This window comes from Phyllobacterium sp. MT110 (genome assembly GCF_058792715.1).
This window is the reverse complement of record NZ_JBXAFE010000002.1, coordinates 323,745-336,986: the sequence shown is the minus strand read 5'-3', so window position 1 is coordinate 336,986 and position 13,242 is coordinate 323,745. Positions and strand designations below refer to the sequence as shown.

The 13,242-nt window shown below is 59.9% G+C and carries 16 protein-coding genes; 7 read left to right on the top strand and 9 right to left on the bottom strand.

The window, feature by feature from the left end; translation table 11 throughout:
• Positions 1 to 3: 3 nt before the first annotated feature.
• The 6 genes from AC1Q5O_RS13220 to hemC form a co-directional block, all read right to left on the bottom strand.
• Positions 4 to 738 (bottom strand): glutamine amidotransferase, encoded by a 735-nt coding sequence (locus tag AC1Q5O_RS13220; protein ID WP_492563534.1) that lies wholly within the window; start codon positions 736 to 738, stop codon positions 4 to 6.
• 10 nt (positions 739 to 748) lie between these two features.
• Positions 749 to 1,225 carry a tellurite resistance TerB family protein gene (locus tag AC1Q5O_RS13215; protein ID WP_492563532.1) on the bottom strand — a complete coding sequence of 159 codons (477 nt, stop codon included), beginning with the start codon at positions 1,223 to 1,225 and terminating at the stop codon, positions 749 to 751.
• A 162-nt stretch (positions 1,226 to 1,387) separates the two neighbouring features.
• Entirely contained in the window at positions 1,388 to 3,079 is a 1,692-nt protein-coding gene (locus AC1Q5O_RS13210) for a heme biosynthesis protein HemY (RefSeq protein ID WP_492563530.1), read from the bottom strand.
• A gap of 6 nt (positions 3,080 to 3,085) precedes the next feature.
• Positions 3,086 to 4,420: a COG4223 family protein gene (locus tag AC1Q5O_RS13205; protein WP_492563528.1), complete on the bottom strand. Its 1,335-nt coding sequence runs from the start codon at positions 4,418 to 4,420 to the stop codon at positions 3,086 to 3,088.
• A 91-nt stretch (positions 4,421 to 4,511) separates the two neighbouring features.
• On the bottom strand, positions 4,512 to 5,237 hold the full coding sequence (locus tag AC1Q5O_RS13200) for a uroporphyrinogen-III synthase (RefSeq protein ID WP_492563526.1): 726 nt from the start codon (positions 5,235 to 5,237) through the stop codon (positions 4,512 to 4,514).
• Positions 5,237 to 6,166, bottom strand: a complete 930-nt coding sequence (hemC, locus tag AC1Q5O_RS13195; RefSeq protein WP_492563524.1) for a hydroxymethylbilane synthase — start codon at positions 6,164 to 6,166, stop codon at positions 5,237 to 5,239. Before hemC ends, AC1Q5O_RS13200 begins: the two co-directional genes overlap by 1 nt.
• A 96-nt stretch (positions 6,167 to 6,262) precedes the next feature.
• Between hemC and tsaD the strand changes: the two genes are divergently transcribed.
• Genes tsaD through AC1Q5O_RS13170 form a run of 5 tightly spaced genes read left to right on the top strand, consistent with a single transcriptional unit; the run spans position 6,263 to position 9,764 of the window.
• Positions 6,263 to 7,342 (top strand): tRNA (adenosine(37)-N6)-threonylcarbamoyltransferase complex transferase subunit TsaD, encoded by a 1,080-nt coding sequence (gene tsaD / locus AC1Q5O_RS13190; RefSeq protein WP_492563523.1) that lies wholly within the window; start codon positions 6,263 to 6,265, stop codon positions 7,340 to 7,342.
• Positions 7,339 to 8,325, top strand: coding sequence for an NAD(P)H-dependent glycerol-3-phosphate dehydrogenase (locus AC1Q5O_RS13185; RefSeq protein ID WP_492563522.1), 987 nt, complete (start codon positions 7,339 to 7,341; stop codon positions 8,323 to 8,325). Before tsaD ends, AC1Q5O_RS13185 begins: the two co-directional genes overlap by 4 nt.
• Positions 8,326 to 8,355: 30 nt before the next feature.
• On the top strand, positions 8,356 to 8,646 hold the full coding sequence (locus AC1Q5O_RS13180; RefSeq protein WP_223613856.1) for a YciI-like protein: 291 nt from the start codon (positions 8,356 to 8,358) through the stop codon (positions 8,644 to 8,646).
• Between the two features lie 8 nt (positions 8,647 to 8,654).
• A complete protein-coding gene (locus AC1Q5O_RS13175; protein WP_105734242.1) occupies positions 8,655 to 9,083 on the top strand; it encodes an EVE domain-containing protein in 429 nt (142 codons plus the stop codon).
• A gap of 9 nt (positions 9,084 to 9,092) precedes the next feature.
• Entirely contained in the window at positions 9,093 to 9,764 is a 672-nt protein-coding gene (locus AC1Q5O_RS13170; RefSeq protein ID WP_492563519.1) for a class I SAM-dependent methyltransferase, read from the top strand.
• A 7-nt stretch (positions 9,765 to 9,771) separates the two neighbouring features.
• On the opposite strand, the gene AC1Q5O_RS13165 is transcribed toward AC1Q5O_RS13170, so the two are convergent.
• Positions 9,772 to 10,305 (bottom strand): L,D-transpeptidase family protein, encoded by a 534-nt coding sequence (locus tag AC1Q5O_RS13165; RefSeq protein WP_492563518.1) that lies wholly within the window; start codon positions 10,303 to 10,305, stop codon positions 9,772 to 9,774.
• A 129-nt stretch (positions 10,306 to 10,434) separates the two neighbouring features.
• On the opposite strand from AC1Q5O_RS13165, the gene AC1Q5O_RS13160 reads away from it, so the two are divergent.
• Both AC1Q5O_RS13160 and AC1Q5O_RS13155 read left to right on the top strand, forming a co-directional pair.
• Entirely contained in the window at positions 10,435 to 11,118 is a 684-nt protein-coding gene (locus tag AC1Q5O_RS13160; RefSeq protein WP_091879514.1) for a response regulator transcription factor, read from the top strand.
• A gap of 38 nt (positions 11,119 to 11,156) precedes the next feature.
• On the top strand, positions 11,157 to 11,615 hold the full coding sequence (locus AC1Q5O_RS13155) for a cyclic nucleotide-binding domain-containing protein (RefSeq protein ID WP_464661827.1): 459 nt from the start codon (positions 11,157 to 11,159) through the stop codon (positions 11,613 to 11,615).
• A gap of 15 nt (positions 11,616 to 11,630) precedes the next feature.
• On the opposite strand, the gene AC1Q5O_RS13150 is transcribed toward AC1Q5O_RS13155, so the two are convergent.
• Positions 11,631 to 12,437 (bottom strand): exodeoxyribonuclease III, encoded by an 807-nt coding sequence (locus tag AC1Q5O_RS13150; protein WP_403180097.1) that lies wholly within the window; start codon positions 12,435 to 12,437, stop codon positions 11,631 to 11,633.
• 129 nt (positions 12,438 to 12,566) lie between these two features.
• On the bottom strand, positions 12,567 to 13,235 hold the full coding sequence (locus AC1Q5O_RS13145) for an outer membrane lipoprotein carrier protein LolA (protein ID WP_464661831.1): 669 nt from the start codon (positions 13,233 to 13,235) through the stop codon (positions 12,567 to 12,569).
• Between the last annotated feature and the right edge of the window lie 7 nt (positions 13,236 to 13,242).

Genomic DNA, 13,242 nt, shown 5'->3' with positions numbered 1-13,242 from the left:
GGCCTAAGCCGGAACCGGCGCGCCGAAGATCGTGCCAAGGAAGCGCTGGAGCCAGGCTTTCAGCACCGCGTCATAGACCAGTCGGCCTTCCAGATGCTGGCGGCCGTGCTGGGCATTGTTCATGGTGAAGCGTTCCGAGCCACGCACCACCCAGCGCTGCATCATGGCGCGGGTCAGTTCCGCATGAAACTGCACCCCCCAGGCATTTTCGCCGTAGCGGAAAGCCTGGTTGTGGTAGGCCTTGGCCGTTGCCAGAAGCGTGGCGCTGCGCGGCAGGTCAAAGCCCTCGCGGTGAAAATGATACACCATGGGTGGCCAGTCCATCAGAGCCTTGCCGGCCTCGGTGGCTTCGAGTTCATACCAGCCGATTTCCACCAGTCCTTCCGGATGCGGACCGACCGTGCCGCCAAGATGCTTGGCGAGCATCTGCGCACCAAGGCAAATGCCAAGAAATGGCTTGTTTTCCGCAAGCGGCACGGACAGCCAGTCGGTTTCCCGGTCAACGAATTCATCGGGGTCGTTGGCGCTCATGGGGCCGCCAAAGATGACAGCGCCCGCATGGTCCTCCAGCGTCTCGGGCAGCTCATCGCCAAGCGGCGGGCGGCGGATATCGAGATCAAAGCCGGATTGCAGCAGCAACTGGCCGACGCGGCCGGGGCTTGAACGTTCCTGATGCAGTACCGTGAGGATTTTCGGGCGTTTCACTTGCCTGTTCTCCATCCAGCCTGTCTGGAACATGCTTCTGATCCTATTCCTCTTGCACCGCCTGCTTGGCGCGATGGGCTGCCTTCTGCTTCATCGTGACCCGGTCACGGGACGAGACCCCGATCAGTTCCGCAACCCGCCAGACAACATTTTCTTCCAGCTCATGCGCGGATCCATCGGCGAAAACCACGTCCCACATCAGTTCAATGAAGTGAATTCGAGCCGCTTCGTCAAGATTGCGTTTGAGCACGCTGGTAAAGCTGTAGAGATCGACGGCTTCCTGATCCGCCTGCTCACTGTCCTCGAGCAGACGCTTCAAGGCTTCGCCTTTGAGCCCGTAGGCTTCGGAAATCAGCTGTGACAGGCGCTTGCGTTCCACCTTGCGCCGCTCGCCATCCGCATCCATGACATGAAACATCAGCGCGGCCGCCGCAAGGCGCGGATCATTCCTGGAAAAATGGCCTTTCCCGCTTTCGCCTGAAGGCAAAGCTTTGAAGAAGGTGACAAGGCGGTCCAGCATCAATAAAGATCTCTCAGCGTTGTTATCAATGAGCCGAATCAACTGATAGCTTGGCTGACACGGCCCTGCCATTGTGCATCTTGCCGCAAAGACCGCTATTGAAATTAATGTGTTAGGATCGACACACCGGAGCATTTCCGGCCACGCCGACCGGAAAAAGCTCTAGAAAAGACGGAACTTCTTGTTGGGCCGGTCTTCCTCGTCTTCAGCCAGCACACCCGGGTCATCCGGCACCGGAATGACCAGTTTTTCTTCCTCACGCTGCATAGCAGCAGGCGCCGTTTCCGTCAAAGACGGCAGGACGGACGCAATGCGTTCATGGGCATGCGGCTCTTCCGGTTTTGCCGCCACGGGCTTCACCGCAGGCTCTACGGGTACAATTTCCGCGTCCACAATATCGGCATCCGCTTCAACGACACGTGCCGCCGGTTTTTCGGCAGATACCACCACGGACTTCGCCGGGATCAATGGCTCTGCGGCCTCGCGCCCGGGCGGAGACTGGACGGGTTTGGCTGCCAGCGCGCTGTCAAAATCATCGCGTGCATCGACTACCGTTCCCAATTGCTCAACGGGAACCTTCCACTCGAACGCATTCAGCTTGCCGGTGACCGGCGAAGCGGGAGCCCAGCGCTCCGAAACGTAGCCGTCAGCGGTCCAGGCGGGATCGCGGGGCGCTTTGACGGCCCGTGACAGCCACTGGCGCACGCGGCCCTGATCGCCCGTCTGCGCCTCTTCGATATCGGCCAGCAGCAGATAGGCACTTTCGCGCGGCGCCGTGCGCAACACGGTCTCGGCGGCCTCGCGCGCTTCCTTCAACTCGCCGGCGGCCAGCGCCGCATGGGCTATGGCGAGGTTCGATTCCGCATGGTGCGGATAGAGCGAAGCCAGATGGCGGGCGCGTTTCAGACGATCGAACACGGAATCTCCCAGGCGCGCATGCACGTAGGTTTCCGCCACTTCCGGGTGTGGCTGCTTCTTCCACACATGCTCCAGAATTTTCGAACCCTTGCGCAGATCGGCCTGCTGGAACAGCACTTTTGCTGCGATAATGGCGGCCGGGATCAGATCGGGCGCAAGCTTGTTCGCCTCGATGGCAATGGGTTTCGATCCGACCGGATCACTTTCGAACGTGTCGAGCGCCTTGGCGGTCAGAAGAACGGCACGTTCCCGCTTTGCCGTATCCTTGTCGATCTGCTTGGTGGCTTTCTGGCTCTCCAGCAATTCCAGCGCACCATCCCAATCGCCATGGGCGGTTTTTTGGCCAAGGGCCGCCGTAGAGGCCCATTCGACGTTGGGTGCCAGAAGCGCTGCTTGTTCGGCATATTGCAGCGACGCATCCCGCGCACCAAGGCGTTGCGCTTCGAGATAAAGCCCGCGCAGGCCGAGCAGCTTGGTCTCCGGGTCATCCAGCATCGCCTGGAATTTTGCCCTGGCATCGTCCGAACGGCCTTCCAGCATGGCAGCCTGCGCGTCCAGAAGCTTGATCAGCGGCTCCTGATCGACGTTAAGGAGTTTTTCTGCCTGTTTGATCATGCGCCGGGCCGTTTGCCCGTCCCCCGCACCCGCTGCAATCAGACCGGTGGACAGGGATTGATAGCCGCGATCACGCTTGCGGGCCCGGAAATGGCGGCGCAGGGCATAAGGCGAGCCAATAACGCTCTTGATGATCCACCAGACCAGCATGACAGCGGCTACAAGCGCCACGATGGCGGACGCGGCCACCATGAGGCTGACCTTGTGCTGCATCCCGGCAAAGGTGACGACGAGATCGCCGGGCCGGTCGGCGAGCCATGCAAAACCAAACCCCAGCACCAGAACGACGACAAGGAAGGACAGAACTTTGATCATGGTCATCTTCCCTTACTGCGCCGTCGCCGGCGTCTTCATGCCGGTCAATGCATTGGAGAGCGCCTTGGAAACGATCTCGCCTGCCTTCTGACGGGCGCGCATTGCATTGGCGAAATCGGTCGAGACGGCTTTGGCCGATTCGGGCAGCTTGTCCCATTCGGCAATGGCCGCAGGCAGATCACCGCCATTGAGATACGCCTCTATGCGCGCGGTGATGGCAGCAACGCCTTCACCCTCGACAAGGCCCACAGGGCGCGATTCCACCAGCGCGCTGGCGCTTGCCCATAGCCGGTCGACAATACCCGCATTGGGATCAACCGTTCGCGTCGTCGCAATGATTTTTGTTGCCACGTCGCCGAACTGGCTCGCCAGCATGCTGACGGTCGGAACACCAGCCGAAGCGGCATTACGCAACCCCTCGGCGTCAGCCGAGGCCGGCGCGACAGCAAGATATGTGTCGAGTTCCGCCGCAAAAGGCCCGCCCCGGTCAATCGCCGACTTCAGGCCGGTAGCGGCGATAGCCAGTGCCATGGTGTTCTGGCCGGCATTGTCCTGCACCCTGGTTTCCAGCGCATTGAGCCGCGTTTGCAAGGCTGCTGATGTCTGTGCCTCCCCCGCGAGTGCGCCGGCGGCTTGCTCTGCCTTCTGCTGACTGGCGGTCAGTTGCGTTTCGAGCGATGCGATACGCGCATCGATAGCACTGGTGTCAACAGAACCACCTGTGCCTGCGGCCTTAGTTTGGGCATCCGCCAGATTTTGCTTCAGGGCTTTTACGTCGGCGGCAATGCCAGACACTTGACCCAGGGCCTGCTTGGCATTTTCCACGGCGCCGTTCAATGCAACCTGTGCACCTTCATCGAGACTGGGCTTCGCCGGAGCGGCGGTGCGCAATTCGGCAATCTGTTGCTCCACAGTTGAAAGGTCGGCTTTGGGCGATGGCAATATGCCAGCCCATTGCAGCGCGGCCGCACCAAGCAAGGCCACCACGCCGCCGATGAGTCCGGCCGTCAAACGTCCAAGCGGATCACCCGTCTTGGGCGGCACGGCCGCAGATGCAGGAGCCGCTGGTGTTGACGCTTCGCCAGATGGCGACCGGCCGAACGACGTGCCCTGTTGCAATGTCTCTTCTGCCTTCACCTTTTCAGCGCTGGCTGTGGAAGCCGCTTCTACCGGCTCGTCTTTCCGCGGCTGTGGCTTGGCATCCGTCTTCGGGCTGAAGCCGACCGGCTCCGGCGGTGGCACATTCGCACCGGCCGGGGCACTTTTCACAATATCCGATGGCTCCAGTTCTATCGTCACAGGCTTCCGGGCTGACTTGGAATGACGGGGAACGGATGATTTGGCCATGGACACTCTCTTCAGAACAATTGGGTTGACTGAAACCCCAAGCTAGCAGGGAAGTTCCGCTTCGGAAACGTCATGCAGCGACGAATGCCATTCACCTATCGTCCTGCATCTCTTCCAGGAGGTCAAACAGTGCGCCTTCATCCGGCCTGCGGGCGATCCTGACCGACGGTTTGTTGAAGCCCTTGAGATCATCGGCAATACGCTGAGACAGGCATAAAAAGAGCGTATTATCAAAGAGATGCGTCAATCCGGCGGCTTCGGCTAGAGTTGACAGGACGCCTGCACTCATGCGCGAATACAGCAGACAGCAATCAATATTTCTTGAGCCGAGCGTTTTGCTCAGAAACTCAGTTGTATAACTGACTGAAATTGTGTCGTAGACCGATATGGTAGCGCAACGGAACCCTGCTTTCGCCACGGCGCGCTCAAAGCCCGGCGACCTCACCTGACCAGTCAGATAAAGCAGGGAGTCATTTGAACACAGCTCTTCAATGATCGTTTCCGCCAGCGATTCTCCATCGCCATCGCCCGTTGTCACCGTCTCAAAGCCGCGGGCACGTGCCGCATCCGCGGTTGCCTCACCCACGGTGAAACAGGGCAATTGGAGATACGGCGCAAGCAACGCTTCGCTCGCGTGGACCAGCGCATTGGCGCTTGTCGCGACAAACGCATTGAACGTGCCTTCAGGCACGGCCGGGTTCAGGGGAACAATTTCCGTGAGCGGCAGCAGCATGGGTACATAGCCCTGCACGCGCAGCCGGTCGGCGGTTCTGGTCGCAGCTGGCAGGGGCCGTGTAACCAGAACAGTTTTTTCCATCAGAGCCAATCCGTAAAGAAATGCGCTCCAGCCTTTGCCCTGACGCGGGCAGCCGCATCCCGCCCGATGGCGGCTGCATCCGCCACATCGCCCTCGCCGGTCACTTCATGCGCTTCCGAACCATCCGGCAGCAGGATCATGCCGTGGAAGCTCAGGGTGTTGCCGGAAATCGTCGCAAGACCGGCGATGGGTGTGCGGCAGGAACCATCGAGTGTACCGAGGAACGCGCGTTCACAGGCCAGCGCCGTCGAGGTTGCAAAATGATTGAGCGGCGCGACCAGCGCGTCAATTCGCGCATCGCCGATTCGGGTTTCCAGCGTGATCGCCCCCTGTCCGGGTGCTGGTGGAAAGCTTGCCACGTCCATCAGGGCGGTCGCCACATCGCCAAGACCAAGGCGGCGCAAACCCGCATAGGCCAGGAAAGTGGCATCCACATCACCATCGGCCAGCTTGCGCAGGCGCGTTTCCACATTGCCGCGAAAGTTCACAACCTTCAGATCCGGCCGCGATTTGAGAATCAAGGCCTGGCGCCGCAGCGAGGCGGAGCCGACAACCGCGCCCAAAGGCAATTCCGCCAGCGTTTTCACGGTACGGCCGATGAAGGCATCGCGCGGATCTTCGCGCTCCAGAAAAACCGAGAGATGCAGCCCCTCTGGCAGGAAAGTCGGCATATCCTTGGACGAATGCACGGCCAGATCAATGCGGCCATCCGCCAGCTGCTCTTCGATTTCAAGGGTGAACAGCCCCTTGCCGCCAACCTCCGACAGCGGACGATCCTGAATCCGGTCGCCGCTGGTCGAAATCACCACGATCTCGATGTCGTCTTCGCGCAGGCCATGGGCTTTAACCAGCCGATCACACGTCTCACGGGCTTGTGCGAGTGCAAGCGCACTCCCACGTGTACCGATCTTGAGCGTTTTTGTTTGCATTAGTCGCAGTCCGTGTTACGCGAGTTTGAATTATCCGGCCCTAACTAACGGGCTTTTGTGCAACGGGCAATGCGGCGAAGGATGTCAGGGTCATCGATGCGGGTTTTGGGCATAGAAACAAGCTGTGACGAAACGGCTGCTGCGGTCGTTGAGCGCGATCACAACGGTCACGGACGGATTCTCTCCAACGTGGTTCTGAGCCAGATTGACGACCATGCGCCCTATGGCGGCGTCGTGCCGGAGATTGCCGCGCGTGCCCATGTGGAAGTGCTCGACCGGCTGATCGGACAGGCGCTGCATGAGGCCCACATGACCCTGGATGAGGTTGATGCGGTGGCAGCAACCGCTGGTCCCGGCCTGATCGGCGGGCTGATCGTCGGCCTCATGACCGGCAAGGCCATTGCCATGGCCGCGCAAAAGCCGTTTTACGCCATCAATCATCTCGAAGGTCATGCCCTGACCCCCCGTCTGACCGACCAGATCGATTTTCCCTATCTGCTTCTCCTTGTTTCCGGCGGCCATACCCAGATGGTGCTGGTCAAGGGCCTCGGCGATTATGAACGGCTTGGCACGACCATCGACGATGCCCTCGGCGAAGCCTTTGACAAAACAGCAAAACTGCTTGGCTTGCCCTATCCCGGCGGTCCCGAAGTGGAAAAGGCGGCACAATCCGGCGATTCCAGCCGCTTTTCCCTGCCAAGGCCGCTCAAGGGCGAGGAGCGGCTCGACTTCTCCTTCTCCGGCCTGAAGACGGCCGTGCGCCAACTGGCAACCACGCTGGAACCGCTGTCGCAGACGGATGTGAACGATATCTGCGCCGCGTTTCAGGCGGCCGTTGCCGATACGCTGAGTGACCGCGTATCGCGCTCGCTTGCCCGTTTCCGCGCCAGATTTCCTGATGTGAAGGAACCCGCGCTGGTCGTCGCCGGTGGTGTTGCCGCCAACAAGGTCCTGCGGACCTGCCTGCAGGACCTGTGCTCCGGCAACGGCTTCCGCTTCATTGCGCCGCCTATGGCGCTGTGCACCGACAATGCGGCGATGATCGCCTGGGCCGGGGTGGAACGGGCCGGGCATATGGCCGCTGATTCGCTCGATATCGCGCCGCGTTCGCGCTGGCCGCTGGACATGCAATCCGCTCCTCTGATCGGTGCCGGGCGCCGGGGAGCCAAGGCATGAGTTCCAGACATCACGTTGCAGTCCTCGGCGGAGGTGCCTGGGGCACGGCTCTTGGCGCCATGGCAGCGCACAATGGACATGATGTGCGCCTTTACGCCCGCGACGCCGCCATCGTTCATTCCATCAATACGCTTCACCGCAATGAAACCTACCTGCCGGGCATTGACCTGCCAGCGCCATTGACTGCCAGCACAGACGCAGCGAGCGTTCTTTCGGGCAGCGATTTCATTCTTTGCGTCATTCCGGCGCAGGCCATGGCGGGCGCTCTCGAGGAGTTGAAGCCCCTGATCCCGAGGGCAGTGCCGCTGATCATCTGCGCCAAGGGCATTGATCGCAAACGCGGGCTGCTGATGTCCAGTCTGGTCAGGGAAATCATCCCGGATCAACTGATCGCGGCGTTGTCCGGGCCCAGCTTTGCCAGCGATGTCGCCCGCGGCCTGCCAACCGCCGTAACCGTTGCTGCCGAAAGTCAGGCCGTGGCAGACCGCATTGCGCTGGCCCTTTCGGGTCCGACATTTCGCTGTTACTCAACGGACGACCTTGTCGGCGTCGAGATCGGCGGCTCCCTGAAAAACGTGCTTGCCATTGCCGCCGGTGCGGCCATTGGCCGGGGTTTTGGCGCCAGCGCGCAGGCGGCGCTTGTCACGCGCGGATTTGTCGAATTGCGGCGGGTGGGTCATGCACTGGGTGCCCGGCCGGAGACGATCATGGGCCTGTCCGGCCTCGGCGATCTGCTGCTCTCCTGTTCGACCTCCCAGTCACGAAACTATTCCTACGGCCTGGCCCTCGGCCGGGGCGATGACCTAACCGGCAGGCCGCTGGCGGAAGGCGTGGCGACGGCGGCTATTGCCGCGGAGCTGGTCGCCCGGCACTCCATCGAAGCTCCCATCATCGAAGCGGTTGCTCGCATTCTGGACCGCAGTATTACCATTGACGAGGCGGTCGAAGCTCTGCTTGCAAGACCACTGAAAAACGAAGATTAGAAATCTGATTGTCCGTATCGGAGAAACCGAATGCTCTACGCTCTACTTTGCAACGACAAGCCCGGCCATCTGCAGGTGCGTCTCGATACCCGCGCCGCGCATCTTGACTATCTCAATGGCCTTGGCGACCGCCTGAAATTCGCAGGGCCTTTCCTCGGGGAAGATTCCAAGCCCAACGGCAGTCTGGTTGTGATCGAAGCTTCTGATGTCGCCGGTGCCCGGGAAATCGCCGCAAACGACCCCTATGCGAAGGCTGGTCTGTTTGCATCGGTCGATATCCGCCCATGGAATTGGGCTATCAAGAATCCAGACAGCAAATAGGTTCAAACATGGCATTCTGGCTTTTCAAATCCGAACCCGATGCATGGTCCTGGGAGAAACAGAAGGAAGCGGGCGCCAAGGGTACCGAATGGACCGGCGTGCGCAACTATCTCGCGCGCAACAATATGCGCGCCATGCAATTGGGCGATAAGGGTTTCTTCTACCATTCCAATGAAGGTCTCGAAGTCGTCGGCATCGTCGAGGTCTGCGCGCTGGTGCATCATGATTCGACCACGGACGATCCCCGCTGGGAGTGCGTTGACATCCGTGCGGTCAGGGACGTGCCGAAACCGGTGACGCTCAAGGACGTCAAGGCAAACCCCAAGCTGGAAAAAATGGCCCTCGTCACCTCGATGCGCCTTTCCGTGCAGCCGGTTACTCCGGACGAATGGGAGGAAGTCTGCCGTATGGCCGGGCTTGTTCCCGCGCCCCAATGATCGCCCGTCATGGATGAGCAGGCGCTTGATCCCAACAGCGAACGCTACCGGCGCTTTGTTCGGGCGAATACCACGCTGCAGGCGCCGCCACATGTGCCGGAGATAAATCTGTATCTGGCCGATGAAGCCCATGATCTCTGGCACAAGACGGAGGAGGAACTGGCGACCATTGGCCTGCCGCCACCGTTCTGGGCATTTGCCTGGGCTGGCGGCCAGGGCGTTGCACGTTACGTTCTCGATCATCCTGATACGGTGAAGAACAGGACCGTTCTCGATTTCGCTTCCGGTTCCGGTCTTGTCGGCATCGCCGCTGCAATGGCCGGTGCGGCACGTGTCACCTCCTGCGACATCGACCCCTTTACCCGCCCGGCCATCCTTCTCAATGCCGATGCCAACCGCGTCGCGGTCGAAACCCTCATTCACGACCTGATCGATACGGACCATGATTGGGACGTCGTCCTGGCCGGCGACGTCTTCTATGAAAAGCCGCTGGCGGACCGGCTCGTCCCATGGTTCACCGCGCTCGCCGCGCGCGGGGCAACCGTGATTGTCGGCGATCCCGGCCGCTCATATTTCCCGAAAAACCTGCTGGAAGAACTGGCGGTCTATGCGGTGCCGGTCACGCGCATTCTCGAAGATTCGGAAGTGAAACGCACCACTGTCTGGCGATTCCGCCGCTAGCAGCGCTCTAGCGCAAGACCCGGATAACCGTTTCTCGTGACAGAAATGGCAGCAACCGGTCCATATCCCGCCGGTTCAGGGCGATGCAGCCTTCCGTATGGGTATAACCGGGCCGCGCCAGATGAAAGAAGATGGCACTGCCGCGGGAACGCCGCCTTGGCCTGATGTTCCAGTCCATGACGATGCAGACGTCATAGAGATCGTCCTTGCGCCACATGGTTTCATGGCTGGCGTCGTAGGGAATGCGTACCTTGCGATTGTAATTGCGGTCATCACCCACCTCGCACCAGCCGTCGATGCGGCGCAATGCGTGCAAGTTGAGGCCAGTCGGCGCGATCACCCGTTTGTCGGGGCGTTTGAAGCCATAGAGCAGCCGCATGCGCGCCAATGGCGTTCCCCCGTCGCCCTCGCGTTTGAAGGCGGTGATCCCGCCCTTTCCCAGGGCGCAATGCAAAACCATCTGGCCAGCGATCAATTGCCCGCGGCTGCGGTGGCCGGGTTTGCGGCGAACATCGATCATTTTCAACGCAGTGCGACTCATACTTGCCTCATAAAAAGCATTTTTATGTCAGACTGATGCGCCGCATAAGCAATATCAAGCCAGTCCTCTTTCTTTCCGGAACAATTCGACTTAAATTCCAACCACTTCTTTGCACGGGCGGGAAACCATATGACAGCACGCACCATTCTTATCGTCGATGATGATACTGATCTTCGCGCCATCCTGGTCGAGCAGCTGAGCCTCTATGAAGAGTTCCAGATCATCGAGGAAGACAATGCGACCAAGGGTATCCAGTCCGCGCGCAACGGCGTCGTCGATCTCCTGATCATGGATGTGGGCCTTCCCGACATGGACGGGCGGGAAGCGGTCAAGCTTCTGCGCAAAGGCGGGTTCAAGGCACCCGTGATCATGCTCACGGGCCACGACACTGATTCGGATACGATCCTCGGCCTCGAATCAGGCGCCAACGACTATGTCACCAAGCCATTCCGCTTTGCCGTGCTGCTGGCACGCATCCGCGCGCAATTGCGCCAGCACGAACAGAGCGAGGACGCGACCTTCGTTGTCGGCCCGTACACTTTCAAACCCGGCCAGAAAATGCTGATCGACGCCAAGGGCGGCAAGATCAGGCTGACGGAAAAGGAAGTCGCGATTATCAAGTATCTTTACCGTGCCGGCGGCAAGGTCATCACCCGTGACGTGCTGCTGGAAGAGGTCTGGGGCTACAATTCCGGTGTGACGACCCACACGCTGGAGACCCACGTCTACCGGTTGCGACAAAAAATCGAGCACGACCCGTCGAATTCAAGCATACTTGTTACCGAAAGCGGGGGATACAAACTCATTCCTTGATGCCGATCAGGTCAATCTAGGTATATGTCTGTTCTTACATGGCAATTGAAGATGATATTCGCATTCTGGAAACAGTGGGACTGTTCGGGACATTCACCCGCGACCAGTTGCGTCTGCTTGCCTTTGGGACAGAACGCCTCGTCCTGAGGGAAGGCCGCGAGCTCTACCGCGAAGGCCAGTCCGCCGACTGCGCCTATGTGATCGATCGGGGAACCATTTCGCTGTTCCGCGAAGGCCAGTCCGGGCGTGTCGTGCTCAAGAGTGTGGGCCCAGGCGCGGTTCTCGGCGAAATGGCGATCATTGCCCAGACCAAGCGCCTCACCAGCGCCATGGCGGACACGGAAACCGAAGTCATCCGGCTCAATCGCTCGCTGTTCCGGCGTATTCTTGAGGAGTACCCGGAAATTGCCGCCGCACTCCATACCCAGATTTCCGCAGATCTGAGCGAGATGATCGCGGCAATCAGCCGATATGAGCATCTGTTCGGCAGCCAGTAACGGCCCAAGCAATCTTTAATCCAGATTGAACCGGGCAATGACCGGCACGTGATCGGACGGACGGTCCCAGCCGCGCGCTTCGCGCAGGACGGTGATGCTGGCAAGATCATTTTCCAGATCCGGTGACCCCCAGATGTGATCGAGACGGCGACCACGATCAGCCGCAGCCCAATCAGCGGCGCGGTAGCTCCACCACGTATAGATCTTTTCGTGCGGCGGAATGTAATGGCGCATCAGATCGCTCCAGCCGCCGTTCTTGCGCAGGGCCTCGAAGGTTTCCGTCTCGATCGGCGTATGGCTGACCACTTTCAGCAGTTGCTTGTGCGACCACACGTCGGTTTCGAGCGGTGCAATGTTCAGATCACCCACGAGCAACGAGGCATGGCCATCACCATAAACGGCATTCATCGCCTTCATTTCTTCGAGAAAGCCGAGCTTGTGCGCGAATTTCGGATTGATGACCGGATCCGGTTCGTCACCGCCCGCAGGCACATAGAAATTATGGATGCGCAGCCGCTTCGATCCGGCCGTGACAATCGTGCTCAGATGACGGCAATCGGCAATGTTGCAGAAACCCACCCGCGCCGGCTCCGACAACGGCCGGCGTGAGAGCGTGGCAACGCCGTGATATCCCTTCTGGCCGCTGATCTCGATATGTTCATAGCCGGCCATATGGAAGGCCTCGCGCGGAAAGAGATCATCGGGACATTTCGTCTCCTGCAGACACAGAACGTCCGGCTGGTGATCCCGCAGGAATTGCAGGACCAGATCAAGACGCAGGCGCACGGAATTGATGTTCCAGGTGGCAACGGAGAAAGGCATGGGGAAGGAATCTCGCGATAGAATGGATTGACGCGAGACTAGACCATCTCTGCTGCGATTGAAAATCGAAAGGCCGCTCGTCCACACGCGATTGGTGCAACGATGCGGCCCTGGGAACGGTGAACGCGGTCAGCGCTTCATGGCGATGCGCGTGTAGTCGATTGTGAACATGTCCTTGGCGAACTTCACGTCCTTGCGGACATTGGTGATCATGACCGTCGTATCAAGGCCCTGCGCATCGGTGATCGTCCACTGGCGCAGCTCATAGGTCTTCGGATCGAACATCATCTTGATGGTCGAGTTGCCGAAGACAGATTTGTCGCCGAGGACGATCGTGGTCATGTCGGGCTCTTCCTTCACGGATTTCACCCGGTCGCCGGTCAGGTCGATCTGGTCGGCGAGGAGCAGCTTCAACGGTGTCTTCGACAGGGGATAGAGATCCCATGTGTCGAGCTTGCGGTTGTTGATCACGACGGATTCACCGTCGGAAATAACACGGATCGGCGATGGCTTGTTGTAGGTGAAGCGAATCTTGCCTGGACGTTCGATATAGAACGTGCCTTCGGTTTGCTCACCGCGCGGACCGAACTGAACAAAGTCACCGGTCATCGTCTTCACGCTGGAAAACTGGTTGGCGATCTGCTGGGCGCCATTGATGGCGGCAGGTGCCGCCTGAGCGTTTGCCTGTCCGGAAATGCCAGTCGCGCCAAGAAGCAGCCCCATGCCAACCACGGAAGCCGCAGCACATGTCCGGGCAAAGGTGCCAATCGTGCGAAACGAAGCTTTGGTCGTTGTCATGGTGTTA

What these genes read in the sequence shown, in the direction of transcription:
- AC1Q5O_RS13145 (WP_464661831.1), bottom strand. Translation starts at nt 13,235, where the DNA reads ATGACAACGACCAAAGCTTCGTTTCGCACGATTGGCACCTTTGCCCGG.
- AC1Q5O_RS13170 (WP_492563519.1), top strand. Translation starts at nt 9,093, where the DNA reads ATGGATGAGCAGGCGCTTGATCCCAACAGCGAACGCTACCGGCGCTTT.
- AC1Q5O_RS13155 (WP_464661827.1), top strand. Translation starts at nt 11,157, where the DNA reads ATGGCAATTGAAGATGATATTCGCATTCTGGAAACAGTGGGACTGTTC.
- AC1Q5O_RS13205 (WP_492563528.1), bottom strand. Translation starts at nt 4,420, where the DNA reads ATGGCCAAATCATCCGTTCCCCGTCATTCCAAGTCAGCCCGGAAGCCT.
- AC1Q5O_RS13160 (WP_091879514.1), top strand. Translation starts at nt 10,435, where the DNA reads ATGACAGCACGCACCATTCTTATCGTCGATGATGATACTGATCTTCGC.
- tsaD (WP_492563523.1), top strand. Translation starts at nt 6,263, where the DNA reads ATGCGGGTTTTGGGCATAGAAACAAGCTGTGACGAAACGGCTGCTGCG.
- AC1Q5O_RS13165 (WP_492563518.1), bottom strand. Translation starts at nt 10,305, where the DNA reads ATGAGTCGCACTGCGTTGAAAATGATCGATGTTCGCCGCAAACCCGGC.
- hemC (WP_492563524.1), bottom strand. Translation starts at nt 6,166, where the DNA reads ATGCAAACAAAAACGCTCAAGATCGGTACACGTGGGAGTGCGCTTGCA.
- AC1Q5O_RS13185 (WP_492563522.1), top strand. Translation starts at nt 7,339, where the DNA reads ATGAGTTCCAGACATCACGTTGCAGTCCTCGGCGGAGGTGCCTGGGGC.
- AC1Q5O_RS13210 (WP_492563530.1), bottom strand. Translation starts at nt 3,079, where the DNA reads ATGACCATGATCAAAGTTCTGTCCTTCCTTGTCGTCGTTCTGGTGCTG.
- AC1Q5O_RS13220 (WP_492563534.1), bottom strand. Translation starts at nt 738, where the DNA reads ATGTTCCAGACAGGCTGGATGGAGAACAGGCAAGTGAAACGCCCGAAA.
- AC1Q5O_RS13175 (WP_105734242.1), top strand. Translation starts at nt 8,655, where the DNA reads ATGGCATTCTGGCTTTTCAAATCCGAACCCGATGCATGGTCCTGGGAG.
- AC1Q5O_RS13200 (WP_492563526.1), bottom strand. Translation starts at nt 5,237, where the DNA reads ATGGAAAAAACTGTTCTGGTTACACGGCCCCTGCCAGCTGCGACCAGA.
- AC1Q5O_RS13150 (WP_403180097.1), bottom strand. Translation starts at nt 12,437, where the DNA reads ATGCCTTTCTCCGTTGCCACCTGGAACATCAATTCCGTGCGCCTGCGT.
- AC1Q5O_RS13215 (WP_492563532.1), bottom strand. Translation starts at nt 1,225, where the DNA reads ATGCTGGACCGCCTTGTCACCTTCTTCAAAGCTTTGCCTTCAGGCGAA.
- AC1Q5O_RS13180 (WP_223613856.1), top strand. Translation starts at nt 8,356, where the DNA reads ATGCTCTACGCTCTACTTTGCAACGACAAGCCCGGCCATCTGCAGGTG.